The organism is Haemophilus haemolyticus, from assembly GCF_003493685.1.
Taxonomy (GTDB): domain Bacteria; phylum Pseudomonadota; class Gammaproteobacteria; order Enterobacterales; family Pasteurellaceae; genus Haemophilus; species Haemophilus haemolyticus_O.
On sequence record NZ_QQJW01000011.1, the window covers coordinates 1 to 14,414 of the forward strand.

General features: G+C 38.3%; 12 protein-coding genes and 1 pseudogene. 8 read left to right on the forward strand and 5 right to left on the reverse strand.

Annotated elements, in window-relative coordinates:
- The 4 genes and pseudogenes from DV434_RS08315 to DV434_RS08330 form a co-directional block, all read left to right on the forward strand.
- Window positions 1–101 (forward strand): annotated as a pseudogene (locus tag DV434_RS08315) (IS1595 family transposase); the annotation flags it as partial.
- Window positions 102–304: 203 nt separating this feature from the next.
- A complete protein-coding gene (sstT, locus tag DV434_RS08320; RefSeq protein WP_118785732.1) occupies window positions 305–1,549 on the forward strand; it encodes a serine/threonine transporter SstT in 1,245 nt (414 codons plus the stop codon).
- 120 nt (window positions 1,550–1,669) lie between these two features.
- The gene (locus DV434_RS08325; RefSeq protein WP_111407862.1) at window positions 1,670–2,278 is read left to right on the forward strand and encodes an NAD(P)H-dependent oxidoreductase; all 609 of its coding nucleotides are present in this window, start codon (window positions 1,670–1,672) and stop codon (window positions 2,276–2,278) included.
- The gene (locus DV434_RS08330; RefSeq protein ID WP_118785733.1) at window positions 2,278–2,832 is read left to right on the forward strand and encodes a TorD/DmsD family molecular chaperone; all 555 of its coding nucleotides are present in this window, start codon (window positions 2,278–2,280) and stop codon (window positions 2,830–2,832) included. The genes DV434_RS08325 and DV434_RS08330 overlap by 1 nt, the downstream gene beginning before the upstream one ends.
- A gap of 46 nt (window positions 2,833–2,878) precedes the next feature.
- Here the strand turns inward: DV434_RS08330 and DV434_RS08335 are convergent, their stop codons facing one another.
- Window positions 2,879–3,433: an NAD(P)H nitroreductase gene (locus DV434_RS08335; protein WP_118785734.1), complete on the reverse strand. Its 555-nt coding sequence runs from the start codon at window positions 3,431–3,433 to the stop codon at window positions 2,879–2,881.
- Window positions 3,434–3,530: 97 nt separating this feature from the next.
- Here DV434_RS08335 and sppA point away from each other — a divergent pair, with 97 nt between their 5' ends.
- The gene (gene sppA / locus DV434_RS08340) at window positions 3,531–5,378 is read left to right on the forward strand and encodes a signal peptide peptidase SppA (RefSeq protein ID WP_118785735.1); all 1,848 of its coding nucleotides are present in this window, start codon (window positions 3,531–3,533) and stop codon (window positions 5,376–5,378) included.
- Window positions 5,379–5,495: 117 nt separating this feature from the next.
- Here sppA and mnmC read toward each other — a convergent pair whose 3' ends face one another.
- Window positions 5,496–7,508, reverse strand: coding sequence for a bifunctional tRNA (5-methylaminomethyl-2-thiouridine)(34)-methyltransferase MnmC2/FAD-dependent 5-carboxymethylaminomethyl-2-thiouridine(34) oxidoreductase MnmC1 (gene mnmC / locus DV434_RS08345; RefSeq protein ID WP_118785736.1), 2,013 nt, complete (start codon window positions 7,506–7,508; stop codon window positions 5,496–5,498).
- A gap of 148 nt (window positions 7,509–7,656) precedes the next feature.
- Between mnmC and fabB the strand changes: the two genes are divergently transcribed.
- Window positions 7,657–8,877 (forward strand): beta-ketoacyl-ACP synthase I, encoded by a 1,221-nt coding sequence (fabB, locus tag DV434_RS08350; RefSeq protein WP_118785737.1) that lies wholly within the window; start codon window positions 7,657–7,659, stop codon window positions 8,875–8,877.
- A gap of 66 nt (window positions 8,878–8,943) precedes the next feature.
- Here the strand turns inward: fabB and DV434_RS08355 are convergent, their stop codons facing one another.
- Window positions 8,944–9,207, reverse strand: a complete 264-nt coding sequence (locus tag DV434_RS08355) for a GrxA family glutaredoxin (RefSeq protein WP_005628952.1) — start codon at window positions 9,205–9,207, stop codon at window positions 8,944–8,946.
- 116 nt (window positions 9,208–9,323) lie between these two features.
- Between DV434_RS08355 and DV434_RS08360 the strand changes: the two genes are divergently transcribed.
- Both DV434_RS08360 and fdhF read left to right on the forward strand, forming a co-directional pair.
- Window positions 9,324–10,238 carry a RimK family alpha-L-glutamate ligase gene (locus DV434_RS08360; RefSeq protein ID WP_118785738.1) on the forward strand — a complete coding sequence of 305 codons (915 nt, stop codon included), beginning with the start codon at window positions 9,324–9,326 and terminating at the stop codon, window positions 10,236–10,238.
- 239 nt (window positions 10,239–10,477) lie between these two features.
- Window positions 10,478–12,637: a formate dehydrogenase subunit alpha gene (gene fdhF / locus DV434_RS08365; protein WP_232604891.1), complete on the forward strand. Its 2,160-nt coding sequence runs from the start codon at window positions 10,478–10,480 to the stop codon at window positions 12,635–12,637.
- Between the two features lie 104 nt (window positions 12,638–12,741).
- Here fdhF and hypA read toward each other — a convergent pair whose 3' ends face one another.
- Together hypA and gltS are read right to left on the reverse strand one after the other, a co-directional pair.
- Window positions 12,742–13,083, reverse strand: a complete 342-nt coding sequence (gene hypA / locus DV434_RS08370) for a hydrogenase maturation nickel metallochaperone HypA (protein ID WP_005633520.1) — start codon at window positions 13,081–13,083, stop codon at window positions 12,742–12,744.
- A gap of 94 nt (window positions 13,084–13,177) precedes the next feature.
- Complete coding sequence (gene gltS, locus DV434_RS08375) at window positions 13,178–14,392, reverse strand: sodium/glutamate symporter (protein WP_118785739.1); 1,215 nt, start codon at window positions 14,390–14,392, stop codon at window positions 13,178–13,180.
- Between the last annotated feature and the right edge of the window lie 22 nt (window positions 14,393–14,414).

Genomic DNA, 14,414 nt, shown 5'->3' on the forward strand with positions numbered 1-14,414 from the left:
AGCATTTTGAGCTATATTTAAAGGAATGTGAATGGCGTTTTAACAACAGTGAAATAAAATCTCAAATTTCCATTTTAAAACAATTAGTTAAGGGGATTTAGATCTAGTTATCTAGTACAGCCCCAAATTTTTTTATAAGTATGTTTTTAGAAAATATCTAACAAATTTAGAAAAAAGTTCACTTATTGGATAAAAAATAACAAAAAATATTTTCTTTCGATAAGAATTTACGCTATCTTTAATTCCCTTGTAGGTGGATTGGTAACAATCTGAAGTTAAATTTATTAAAAAGAAAGATAAAAGTATGAACACATCTCGTTTATTTCGTCTGTTATTCCAGGGCAATTTAGTAAAAAGAATTGCAACTGGTTTAGTTCTAGGGATCATTATTGCGCTTGTTGGACCTGCACTTGAAGGTGCTTTGGGTTTTAATATTGCGGAAAAAGTAGGCGTTTTAGGTAGCATCTTTGTTAAAGCATTGCGTGCTGTTGCGCCAATTTTGATTTTCTTCCTTGTTATGGCTGCGCTTGCAAACCGTAAGATTGGTACGAAAAGCAATATGAAAGAAATCATTGTGCTTTATCTTTTAGGCACATTCCTAGCTGCATTTGTTGCTGTTATTGCTGGTTTCGTATTCCCAACAGAAGTTGTACTTGCAACCAAAGAAGATGCAAGTTCAGCGCCGCAAGCTGTTGGGCAAGTTTTATTTACCCTTATTTTAAATGTGGTAGACAATCCATTAAATGCGATTTTCAAAGCAAACTTTATTGGTGTATTAGCATGGTCTATCGGTTTAGGTTTGGCGTTACGTCATGCATCTGATGCAACTAAGAACGTATTATCTGATTTCGCTGAAGGCGTATCAAAAATTGTTCACGTCATTATTTCTTTTGCGCCATTTGGTGTATTCGGTTTAGTGGCTGAAACCTTATCTGATAAAGGATTAGTCGCATTAGGGGGGTATGTGCAATTACTTACAGTATTAATCGGTACAATGTTATTTACTGCTTTTGTTATTAACCCAGCATTAGTTTATTGGAAAATTCGTCGTAATCCGTACCCATTAGTATGGACTTGTGTACGCGAAAGTGGTGTAACCGCATTCTTTACACGTAGTTCTGCGGCAAATATCCCTGTGAATATTGAATTAGCAAAACGCTTAAACCTTGATGAAGAAACTTATTCTGTTTCTATTCCATTGGGTGCGAACATCAATATGGCGGGTGCTGCAATCACGATCACAATTTTAACGTTAGCGGCAGTACATACATTAGGTGTGGAAGTGTCTTTTGTTAGTGCGATTTTATTAAGTATTGTTGCAGCACTTTGTGCTTGCGGTGCATCTGGTGTGGCAGGTGGTTCATTATTATTAATCCCATTAGCATGTAGCTTATTTGGTATTTCTGATGATGTAGCTGCACAAATGATCGGTGTTGGTTTCATTATCGGTATTTTACAAGACTCAACTGAAACGGCATTAAACTCATCAACTGACGTATTATTTACTGCGGCAGTATGTATGGAAGAAGAACGCAAAAACGCAGCATAATTATGATGCAAATAAGAGAGCGGGCTATGCCCGCTTTTTTTATGTGATTTTATATGCAAAGTGCGGTCTATTTTGATAGACTTTTGCCACTTTTTATTTCCCTACAAATAGGTAAGAAAAATGAACCACTTAATTATTTTTGCTCATCCTAATTCAGAGCGTAGTTTTGGGCGAGCGATTGCCAATCGTATTGAGCAAATTAGTCAAGAAAATGGTGTAAATGTATTTTTTCGTGATCTTTATGAAATGAATTTCAATCCAATTTTATCTCATGAAGAATTGCAGAATGCTAACAAAGGTATTATTCCAGAAGATATTCAGCAAGAGCATGATTTTATTCTTCAAGCGGATTTAATTACGTTGGTTTATCCCCTTTGGTGGATGGGGTTTCCATCGATTTTGAAAGGCTATTTAGATCGCGTATTAAGCCATGGCTTTGCTTATAAAACGGAAAATGGCGAATCAGTGGGATTGCTAAAAAATAAGCAAATGCAGCAATTTATTACGATTGGCAGTAATGTTGATAAATATAAAGAATTTGGTGTAGATAAGTCCCTCAATCATTGTTTGATTAATGGATTGTTTAATTACTGTGGCATTGAAAATGTTGAGTTTGAATTATTCGGTGATATTCATTTAATTGATGATGAGGCGCGTAAGGCAATGATTGAACTTGCAGCTCAAAAAACAAAAGAAAAATTGACCGCACTTTTAAAGGAAAAAGCGTAATGTCTGAAAAACAAATTAATAATTTTTCATTAATTAGTCGATTATTCGGTAATCTTTTTTATCGTTCTCCTATCGATGAAGTACTTGCAGGCGCGTTTGCTTGGTTACAGCAAAAAGGTTTGAGTCAAGTTTGGGCGTTAGATACTGATAAAGAAAGTGAATTAGCGCTGAATAGCTTACAAGCTAAAATTGATCTCGATTTATTGAACCAAGAGTATCAAAAATTGTTTGGTACCAATGGTAAAGTTATGACTGCTATTTCAGCTTATGACATTGATGTTGAAGAATTTATGAATTTTCGCCTTGTACGCAATATGCCAGAGGTGGAAAGCGCGGATCATTGTGCTTTATTATTGCTTACCGCCTCTTGGCTTGAAGATAATTCGGATTCTTTAGTGGCTCAGCAAGAATTCTTTGAAACCTTTTTATTGCCTTGTGCAGCGAAGTTTCTAACTCAAGTAGAAAATCAAGCAACTTTGCCTTTTTATCGTGCATTAGCCCTTCTTACACGAGAAATATTGGCAGCAATGGCGGATGAATTGGAAGAAGAGTAGGCAATATCTTGCTTTCCTCAGTGTTTTGAGGAAAGCAAGAAATATTTTATAGATAGGTTACAAAATCTTTTGTATCGATAACACGGCATTCACGTTCGGCTTTTTCCATGCCTGTGCCAATCATGACTAACGCAATCACACGATCTTGTTCACGACATCCGAAAGCTTCACGTAATGCAGTGCCATTAACCCATTTCCCTGAAATCCACACATTATCAAATCCTTGCGCTTGTGCAGCCAGTTGTAATCCATAAGTTGCACAACCTGCACTCAACATTTGTTCCCATCCAGGTACTTTAGCGATAGTTGGATCGATCTTTGCTACGACACCAATGACCATAGGTGCGCGATGTGCTAAATTTTCAGCTTTCTTTAATTTTTCTTCACCCAAATCAAATTCCACAACGGCAGCTTTAAGTAGCGTTTCCAATTTATTTAATCCATCATTTTCCATTACAACAAAATGATAAGGATGTAATTTCCCATGATCTGGTGCGTGCATTGCTGCTTGGAGAATAAATTCAAGCTGTCCAGCATTAGGCGCAGGTGCGGTCAATTTTTTGTTTGATTTTCTTGTTGTTAAAAGAGTTAACGCGTCCATTTTATTATTCCCTATGAATAAAAGTGCGGTGGATTATAGCATAGTTTTTGACAAGGCTTTGTGATACGCTAGCGCAAAATTTTTAAAGGTAATTTGTATGTTTCGAGTATTAAAATTATGTTGGAAAGCGCTATGTTTTATTCGTGATCTTGTGATGAATGTTGTGTTTTTAGGCTTTGTACTATTGCTAGTGGCGATCATTAGCTTTTCAAGCGGTGGAAAAAAATCTACAACATTAACAGGGGAAGGTGCGTTATTACTGAATTTAGATGGCTATCTAGCGGACAACCGAGATGAAACACTTCGTTGGCAAGATGCGCTAAGCGAATTGAATGGCGAGTACGTCCCTAGAAAAATTTCGACGTTTGATGTGGTATTTGCCATTAAGCAAGCGGAAGATGATCCTAAAATTAAAGGATTAGTGCTCGATCTTAATTATTTTGAAGGGGCGGATTTACCCGCATTAGATTTTATTGGTGGCGCTATCAGCCAGTTTAAAAATGCAGGAAAACCGGTGATTGCCTATGCGGATAATTATTCCCAAGTACAATATTATTTAGCGAGCTTTGCTGATGAAATTTATCTAAATTCAATTGGAAATGTGGATATTCACGGTTTATCGCAAGAGAATTTGTATTTCAAAGAAATGCTCGACAAATTAGCCGTTACACCACATATTTTCCGCGTAGGGACTTATAAATCCGCGGTAGAACCATTTTTACGCAACGATATGTCGGCTGAGGCAAAAGCAAATATGCAGCGTTGGTTAGGTGAAATGTGGAACAACTATGTTTTATCAGTCAGCGAAAATCGCAAGATTAAGAAAGATAACGTTTTGCCGAATACGAAACAGTATCTTGCAGAACTTAAAGCGTTAAAAGGCAATAGTACGGCATACGCACAACAACGTGGATTAGTAACTGATGTTGTAACTCGTTTGGATTTAGATAAAAAACTAGCCGCACTTTTTGGTAAAGGGAGTGACGAGAAAGCGAATCTCATTGAACTTGATGATTATTTGACTCAACTGCCTGATCGTTTAGAACATTACAATGTACCGAATAAAATTGCGGTCGTGAATGTTGAAGGAACGATTATAGATGGTGAAAATGATGAAGAAAATGCAGGTGGTGATACCATTGCACGAATTCTCCGTAAAGCTCACGATGATAACTCAGTAAAAGCCGTTGTTTTACGAGTCAACTCACCGGGCGGTAGTGCTTTTGCTTCAGAAATTATCCGACAAGAGACTGAAAATTTACAGAAAATTGGTAAGCCTGTGATTGTATCTATGGGAGCCATGGCAGCATCTGGTGGGTATTGGATTTCATCTACTGCAGATTATATTATTGCCGATGCAAACACCATTACAGGTTCTATCGGTATTTTCGCGATGTTCCCGACTTTCGAAAATAGTATTAAGAAAATAGGCGTGAATGCAGATGGTGTTTCAACCACTGAATTAGCCAATACATCTGCGTTTTCTCAGTTAGCAAAACCCGTGCAAGATATTTATCAAACAGAAATTGAGCATGGCTATGATAGATTTTTAGAAATTGTCAGCAAAGGTCGCCAGCTTTCTAAAACACAAGTAGATAAACTGGCTCAAGGTCAGGTTTGGTTAGGCAGTGATGCATTCCAAAATGGTTTAGTGGATGAGATAGGTTCTTTTAATGAAGCGGTTAATAAAGCAGAGCAATTAGTGAATCAACGCCAAGATACTGCAGTACAAGATTTTAGCGTGGAATGGTTTACAGATGATAACGTTAGTTTAATTAGCACCTTATTGCGCGATACTAAAAAAGGGGCGCAAGAGCAGTTAGTTAAATGGCTTGGTTTGCCTGCTCCAATTCAAAAATTACAAAAAGAATTGAATGTATTAACTAAATTTAATGATCCTAAAGGTCAGTATTTGTATTGTTTGAATTGTGGGAAGGTTAAGTAATTTAATCCTGATAATCTTTTTATTATTTCAAATTTATAACGCACGCTTTATAGCGTGCGTTTCAATTTTCAGAAAGTATTTATTAGGAAAACAGGTAATAGCATTAAGAATAAAAAATTATTCAACTTTCGAACCTTTCAACCACTTTCTCACCCAAGCTCGATTAGCTGAAAGATTATGTAATATAGCTTCGCTTATAGGTAATGGCTCGCCATAAATGATTGAAGCTAAGGTTTCACCTAAGAGTGGGGCGGAGGTAAGCCCGCGAGAACCTAAGGCAGCCGTTAAGAAAAGATTCTGAAAATTGGCCGCACTGTGAATAGATTGTTTTCGACGACGGAGGTTAAAGATATTGTGATAATCTTCTTTTTGTTGGACAAAATTCGGTACGTTTCCAATCATTGGGACAAGATCTCTTACGGAGCAGCGGATGCCTACACGAGCGAGATTACCTGATGTATCCACATCTTGAGTCCATAGTTGGGCGATATTTTGTTGGAGTTTTTGTTGATTTTCTTGTTGTTCTTGTTCGCTAAAATGGCGATCAATGTTATCACGAACATGGCTTGCACCGATGCAATGTGAGGTTTTTAATTGATCGACTGGGGTGAGATAACCATCATAACAAAGCACAGATTTTAGTTTTAGTAAATTTTCTGATGTTGGAATTTGGCTGACCTGCCCGCGGATAGGGTAGAGCGGTAGCTTTTCTGTTTGAATAAAATCAGTAATTTTATATCCGTTCGCAAGAATGACGACTTCATGGCGGTATTTTTGACCTTGCGTATTTTCTAGTTCCCAACCTTTTTCTTGTTGAGAAAGTGCGGTAATTTTTTGTGAGGTTTTAATGACGACACCCTGCTTTTCAAGAAATGAAAAGGCATTTTGAACAAATTGTCTTGGTGCAAGCCAAGCCCCTTGTGCAACCCAACCGCCTTCGCAATTAAGCGGTAATCCCACTTTTTCACTAAGTTGTTCAGCATTCAGCATTTGGAAGATTTCGTTCGGTAAACCAAGTTGAGAAATCTTTGTTAATTTAACCGCACTTTTTTCGTTGTAAGCACATAGTGCCACGCCACAAAATTCGTGCTCAAACGCTATGTTTTGTGCGATTACCCAATCAAGTAATTGGCGACCGTAACTGAAAGCGTGCAGGTAAAAATCAACGGTGAGCGCATTATCATCGCTAAGTTGCGGATAAAATGCGCCTTGTTTATTGCCTGAGGCATTGAGTGCGAGCGCGTCATCTTCACAATAAATGGTAACTTTTGCCCCACGTTTTACTAAGGAAATGGCAGCACAAAGAGAAGCAATACCACCGCCGATAATAGCGACATCTTGTTTTTCCATTTTCGCAGGCTGAGCAAGATACCAAGGTGTCGAAAGTGCGGTAGATTTTGATTGTATTTTTACCCCACTTAAGCATTCTCGTTTTTTGCCGAAGCCTTTACGCTTGGTCACATTAAAGCCTGCAGATTCAAGTCCTTTTCTGACCGCACTTGCTGCGGTGAAGGTGGCAAAAGAACCATTGGGTTTCGTGAAACGAAACATCAAGTTATAGAGATCATCATTCCACATTTCAGGATTTTTGCTTGGCGCAAAGCCATCTAAAAACCAAGCATCAATACGTTCATTCATATAATCGCCAAGTTGTGGCAAGTTTTCTGAGACATCACCAAGCCATAAATCTAACGTGGTCTCTTCAAAATGAATACGATGACAACCTAGAATCAATGAAGGCCAATAACGTTGCAAATGAGCGCTTAAATTTTCAAACTGCGGATAGGCAAGATGTGCTTGCGAAAGTGCGGTGATTTTTAGCGGATATTTTTCAAAGGAAATAAAATTTAGGCGTTTTAAAGGATGATTCTCGTGTTGCTGGCGAAATTCACGGAACAATTTGGTTGCTGCAAAGAAATTTAATCCTGTACCAAATCCTGTTTCAGCGATGACAAAATTAGCCTCGTTGTGGCTTATCCAACGTTCCCAAAGTTGATTACCTTGTAGAAAAACATAATCTGTTTCAGCCAATCCATTTTCGTTAGAAAAATAGACATCATCGAATTGATCTGAGACGGGAATATGGTTTTGATTGAAGTGAATCTCAGCATGTTGCACGCTAAAGGTCATTTTTTATTCCTTCCTTGCCTAATGAAATTTGCGTATAATAACGCGATTTTCTAAACTGGTCGAACAAATGAATTATTGCTTGAAATATTTTTATTTCGTAGTAATTTTGAGCCGTTATTTTTACATATAAAACAATAAGGAAGAAGCAATGAGAAGAGCTGTAATTACAGGCTTTGGGATTATTTCAAGTATCGGTAACAACAAAGAAGAAGTATTGGCTTCATTAAAAGCAGGGAAATCAGGTATTGAAGTTGTGCCTGAGTTTGTTGAAATGAATATGCGTAGCCATGTTGCCGGAACAATCAAATTAAACCCAAGCGAGCACATTGATCGTAAAGTGTTCCGTTTTATGGGTGATGCAGCGGCTTATGCTTATCTTTCTATGCGTGAAGCGATTGAAGATGCAGGCTTAACAGAAGATCAAGTTTCTAATGATCGTACTGGTTTAGTTATTGGTGCTGGTACGGGCTCTGCACATAATCAATTAGTGGCGTGTGATGCGGTACGTGGCCCTCGCGGTGTAAAAGCAATTGGCCCTTATGCAGTAACGAAAACTATGGCTTCAAGTGTTTCCGCTTGTTTAGCCACCCCTTATAAAATCCGTGGTGTGAACTATTCAATCAGTTCTGCTTGTGCAACCTCTGCACATTGTATTGGTCATGCGGTTGAATTAATTCAATTAGGCAAACAAGATGTGGTTTTTGCTGGTGGTGCAGAAGAATTATCTTGGGAATGTGCGACTGAGTTTGATGCAATGGGGGCAGTTTCAACTAAATATAATGAAACGCCAGAAAAAGCATCTCGTGCTTATGATGCAAATCGTGATGGTTTCGTTATTGCTGGTGGTGGTGCTGTTGTGGTTGTGGAAGAATTAGAACATGCACTTGCTCGCGGTGCAAAAATCTACGCTGAAATTGTAGGTTATGGCGCAACTTCTGATGGTTACGATATGGTGGCACCAAGCGGTGAAGGCGCAGAGCGTTGTATGAAACAAGCAATGGCAACTGTCGATACCCCAATTGATTACATCAACGTACACGGTACATCTACACCAGTTGGTGACGTGAAAGAATTAGGTGCAATTAAAAATGTATTTGGTGATAAAATCCCAGCGATTTCTTCAACTAAATCAATGACTGGCCACTCTTTAGGGGCAGCAGGTGCACACGAAGCAATTTACACGTTATTAATGTTGGATAATGATTTTATTGCACCAAGTATTAATATCGAAACCTTAGATGAAGCTGCTGAAGGTTGCAACATCATTACTGAGACGAAAGAAAATGCAGGATTACAAACTGTCATGTCAAATAGCTTTGGTTTTGGTGGTACGAATGCAACATTAATTTTTAAGCGTTATAATGGTTAAAGCGATTCTATGAAAAAAGCCACTTTCGATTGAAAGTGGCTTTTTTGTATAAATTAAAAAGAAAAATTAAGCAACGATACCAAATTGCTCTTTCATTAATGCTTCAAAGTCAGTGCAACCACCGATTGGTTTTTCATCAATAAAGATTTGTGGTACGGTTTCTACTGGTTTACCGACAGATTTTGATAGATCTTCTTTAGTAATGCCTTCTGCGTGAATATCCACATAACGATAGTCAAAATCAGCAACTTCGCCTTTTAATTTTTCAGCAAGGTTTTTTGCACGTACACAGTAAGGGCAGCCAGGACGACCAAAAATAACAACGAACATAAGATTTCCTTTTTTGAGTTAAAAATTCTAGGCAATTCTACCTGATTTTTATCGTCTACATAAAGTGTTTTTATTCGTGTAATATACGGAACATCGTAGACAATGAGTTAAATATTATGAAATTACTAATGCTTTGCCGCGAACCTCGTCTTTATAGTTGCCAACGCTTAAAAGAAGCTGCGAAATACCAAGGGCATGAGATGGATATTTTAGATCCGAATCGTTGCCTCTTAAAACTCTCGCAAAATCCACCGCATTTTCAGATTTTTTATCAAGAAAATTCAGAGTCGAAACCTTATTTATTGCCTGATTATGATGCTGTTTTGCCTCGATTTGGCACAACAAGTACACAAATGGGATGCTCAGTCTTACAGCATTTTGAAGGCAAAGGGACTTTTTGTTTAAATTCATCTCAGGCATTTTTAAATGCGCGTGATAAGTGGAAAAGTTTACAACTTTTGCTGAAGGTTGGTGTTCCTGTTCCCAATTCACTTTTAAGTGGCGGTGAAGTACAAGCTCAGGCGACGATAGCTCATATCTGTTCGCCGACAATTTTAAAAATGCTAAATGGTTCACAAGGTATTGGGGTGATTTTGGCTGAAAAACCACAAAGTGCGGTGAGCATTATGGAAGCTTTTAAACAAACCAATATAGCTATGCTGCAGCAAGATTTTATCGAAGAAGCGGGCAATGCGGATATTCGTTGTTTTGTGATTGGTGATCAAGTTATAGCAACGATGCAGAGAATTGGACAAGATGGTGAGTTTCGAGCGAATTGCCACCGTGGCGGAAAAACTGAAAAAATTACCCTAAGCGATGAAGAAAAGCAGATAGCCATTCAAGCAACAAAAGCTATCGGTTTAGATGTGGCTGGTGTGGATTTAATTCGTTCGAAAAATGGATTATTGGTTTTAGAAGTGAATGCAAGCCCAGGCTTAGAAATGATTGAAAAAACAAGTGAGATTGATATTGCGTTACAGATGGTAAATTATGTTGAAAAGCAGATTCATTTGAATAAGAAAAATAAATAAAATTTGATATTTGTAAAGCCTTATTATTCACACCAATTTTTATACACATCTTCTAATGACCTCGCTATCAAAAGTGCGGTCATTTTTCTTTGAGTTTTCTCAGAATATTAAAAAACTAGCTAAAACCTGTTTTATATCAAAAAATCCACAGAATTTATAAGCCTATGTTCTTTATTTAGGCGTATTATATTACTCGGAATGAGTAATTCATTCTGGTTATCTAAAATAAGGACATTACTATGACAATTAAAAAAGTGATTACTGTCTGTCCGTATTGCGCTTCAGGTTGTAAGATCAATCTATTGGTTGAGAACAACAAAATTGTGGGTGCTGAAGGTGCAAACGGTAAAACAAACGAACGGGAGCTTTGCCTGAAAGGATATTATGGCTGGGATTTCGTGCATGACACAAAAATCCTCACTCCTCGCCTAACTCAACCGATGATTCGCTACAAACGTGGCGAGCCGTTCACGCCAGTGAGCTGGGAAGAAGCAATTTCCTATTCAGCAAAACGTTTACAAGAAATTAGAGAAAAATATGGCAACGAGTCAATTATGGTAACGGGTTCTTCTCGTGGACCAGGTAACGAAGTGAATTTCGTTATGCAAAAATTTGCTCGTGCGGTATTAGGCAATAACAACATTGACTGTTGTGCACGTGTCTGACATGGCCCATCTGTAGCAGGTCTGCTCAAATCAGTGGGTAATGGCGCGATGTCCAACTCAATCGTTGAGATTGAAGACACTAAATGTGTATTTATCTTTGGCTATAATGCCTCAACATCTCACCCTATTGTAGCGCGTCGTATTAACCACGCTAAAGCAAAAGGGGCGAAGGTTATTGTTTGTGACCCTCGTAAAATTGAAACCGCTCGTATTGCTGATATTTATGCGCCACTTGCCAATGGTAGTAACGTCGCATTTTTGAATGCAATGATGAATGTGATTCTTGAAGAAGGATTACAAGATCAAAAATTCATTGATGAACATACCGAAAATTTCGATGCGTTCTATGAAACTGTAAAAGCTTATACACCTGAATCAACTCAACATATCACTGGCGTTGAGCCTGAAATGTTGAGAGAAATTGCCCGCACTTATGCGAAAGCTGAAACTGCGACAATTCTTTGGGGTATGGGGGTATGTCAGTTCCGTCAAGGTGTGGAAACTGTACGTGCGTTGGCAAGTTTAGCAATGTTGACGGGTAATCTTGGTAAACCAAATGTTGGTGTAAACCCTGTGCGTGGTCAGAACAATGTACAAGGCGCATGTGACATGGGGGCTTTATATAATACTTTACCTGGTTATCAAAGCTATGCGGATCCAGAAATCAACGCTAAATTTGCGAAAGCATGGGGAGTACCATCTATTCCAACCAAACCAGGTGTACCATTGAGTGAAGTACCACATGCTGTAGCAGAAGGTAAACTCAAAGCATTCTATATTATGGGTGAGGATACTTTACAAACTGAACCTGATTTGAATGCAATGAAACAAACCTTTAAAGATCTTGAGTTTATTATCGTTCAAGATATCTTTATGACTCAAACGGCAGCGGAAGCGGATGTGATTTTACCAGCAACATCTTGTGCTGAACACGAAGGTGTTTATAGTGCGGCTGACCGTGGTTTCCAACGTTTCTATAAAGCGGTGGATCCTGTTGGTGATGTAAAAGACGACTGGGAAATCATTAGTCTTATGGCACAAGCTTTGGGTTATCCAATGCATTACAACAACACCAAAGAAATTTGGGATGAGTTGCGTGAGCTTTGCCCAATTTATAAAGGTGCAACTTACGAAAAAATGGAAGGCTTGGGTTATATTCAATGGCCATGTACAGATGAAGGCCCTGAAGATCAAGGCACTACATACTTATATGAAGGTCAAATCTTCGACCGTCCAAATGGTAAAGCAGAGTTCTTTGCTTGCGATTGGGAACCACCAATGGAAGAAGTCTCTGAAGAATATCCATTAGTGCTTTCTACCGTGCGTGAAGTTGGTCACTATTCTTGCCGTTCAATGACGGGTAACTGCCGTGCACTTGCTGCGTTGGCTGACGAACCGGGATTTGTTCAAATGAACGACCAAGATGCGAAAGCTTTAGGCATTAAGAATAATGAGCTTGTTTGGATTTCTTCATCTCGTGGTAAAGTTATATCTCGTGCTGATGTAAGTTCTCGTACTAACAAAGGTGCGTGTTATATGACTTACCAATGGTGGATCGGAAAATGTAACGAACTCACTGCTGAACATTTAAATCCGGGATCTCGTACTCCGGAATATAAATACAGCGCGGTGCGTATCGAAAAAATTGAAGATCAACGTTGGGCTGAGCACTATGTTGTAACTGAATATACTAAGCTCAAATCTCGTTTAAAAGAAACCGCACTTGTGGCTTAATTATAATATTTATCATGATTAGGACAGGCTTTATGCCTGTCCTTTTTTATGCTTAATGAAATATGATATGGGTAAGAATATTGGAAATGCTAAAAAAGAGCGGTTTATTCAAAGGCAATTTCTTTAATACGTAATTCATCACCACTTTGTCGTTGCAAGTGTATGCTGCCACAATTTGGACAAGAATCATGATGCGCTTGTATCTCAACCAATTTTTGACACTGCCAACACCAGGCTTGCGCTGCTATAGGAATGAGATGTAGTTTACAGCCTTCAGCAGCCGTACCTTGAAAGGTTATATCAAAACAAAATTCTAATGCGTCAGGTTCTACACAAGAGAGTGCGCCAATTTCCAACCAAAGATCCGTGACTTTTTTTATATCGTGACTTTTACATTGTTGTTCTACTATTTCCAGCATATTTTGACAAAGAGATAATTCGTGCATAATTTTTCCTTTTATTTTTCTTCCTTAAAATAAATGCCTTTATCAATTCAAGATAAAGGCATTTCTCTAAAACATTGTCAATTTCAACCGCACTTTACGCGAGCATATTTACAACTGCAAATGAGACTTTTAATAGCGCAGCGTTGATTAAGTCGATAAAGAATGCACCGACCATTGGAACGATTAAAAATGCTTTGTGCGATGGCCCAAAACGGCTGGTGACAGCTTGCATATTTGCGACTGCGGTCGGAGTTGCCCCCAAACCGAAACCACAGTGACCTGCGCTTAATACGACAGCATCATAATCTTTCCCCATTGCACGATAGGTGATGAAGATTGCAAATACCGCCATAAATGCAACTTGAATAGCAAGAACGACTAATACATCGACAGCTAAACCTGCAAGTTCCCAAAGTTTTAACGACATTAAAGCGATAGCTAAGAAAATAGATAAACCTACGCTACCTAATACATCAATAGCTGATTCAGCTACTTGGAAGCGGAAAATGTTCGTTAGAATATTGCGGATAATAACACCAGTAAATAAACACCATACGAAAGTTGGTAATTGAAGTGCTGTACCTTTTGTTTGCGCATCTAAATATTGACCGATAAGCAAACAAATAGACATCATTGCAATAGTTTCAATTAAAGAACGAGAAGTAATTTTACGTTTGTAAGTTGGATGTTCAAAGGCTTCTTGAACATCATCAACTTCATCATTTTCAGGGTTTTCACCTTGTTTTTGACGATTTAATAAGAAACGTGCAACAGGGCCACCGATAATACCACCAAAGACTAAACCAAAGGTTGCACAAGCCATCGCTATTTCAGTTGCACCTTGTAGATTAAATTGATGAACGAATGTATCAGCCCAAGCTGCACCCGTACCATGACCGCCAGTTAATGTTACCGAACCAGCCAATAATCCATATGCGGGATGAATACCTAATGCTAATGAACCCGCGATACCAATAATATTTTGACAAATAATCAGTAAACCAGCGACAAATAAAAATACGATAAGTGGTTTTCCGCCTTTAATTAAACGGGAAAAGTTTGCGCTTAAACCAATGGAAGTGAAGAACACTAACATCATGGTAGTTTGCAAATTTTTATCAAAGTTAAAGGATGTTCCATCGACTTTATGCCAAATTAAAAGACCAATGGCAACGATAAAGCCTCCAACAACTGGCTCAGGAATGTTGAAGGTTTTTAAGATGCTGATTCGTTTAACGAGAAAATAACCCAAGAGCAAGACTAAGCTTGCTAGTGCAAGGGTTTCATACGTGCTAAATGTATGACTCATAAATTGGATCTCCCTATGTTGT

Coding starts and splice junctions, on each gene's coding strand:
- sstT (WP_118785732.1), top strand. CDS start 305: ATGAACACATCTCGTTTATTTCGTCTGTTATTCCAGGGCAATTTAGTA.
- DV434_RS08325 (WP_111407862.1), top strand. CDS start 1,670: ATGAACCACTTAATTATTTTTGCTCATCCTAATTCAGAGCGTAGTTTT.
- DV434_RS08330 (WP_118785733.1), top strand. CDS start 2,278: ATGTCTGAAAAACAAATTAATAATTTTTCATTAATTAGTCGATTATTC.
- DV434_RS08335 (WP_118785734.1), bottom strand. CDS start 3,433: ATGGACGCGTTAACTCTTTTAACAACAAGAAAATCAAACAAAAAATTG.
- sppA (WP_118785735.1), top strand. CDS start 3,531: ATGTTTCGAGTATTAAAATTATGTTGGAAAGCGCTATGTTTTATTCGT.
- mnmC (WP_118785736.1), bottom strand. CDS start 7,508: ATGACCTTTAGCGTGCAACATGCTGAGATTCACTTCAATCAAAACCAT.
- fabB (WP_118785737.1), top strand. CDS start 7,657: ATGAGAAGAGCTGTAATTACAGGCTTTGGGATTATTTCAAGTATCGGT.
- DV434_RS08355 (WP_005628952.1), bottom strand. CDS start 9,207: ATGTTCGTTGTTATTTTTGGTCGTCCTGGCTGCCCTTACTGTGTACGT.
- DV434_RS08360 (WP_118785738.1), top strand. CDS start 9,324: ATGAAATTACTAATGCTTTGCCGCGAACCTCGTCTTTATAGTTGCCAA.
- hypA (WP_005633520.1), bottom strand. CDS start 13,083: ATGCACGAATTATCTCTTTGTCAAAATATGCTGGAAATAGTAGAACAA.
- gltS (WP_118785739.1), bottom strand. CDS start 14,392: ATGAGTCATACATTTAGCACGTATGAAACCCTTGCACTAGCAAGCTTA.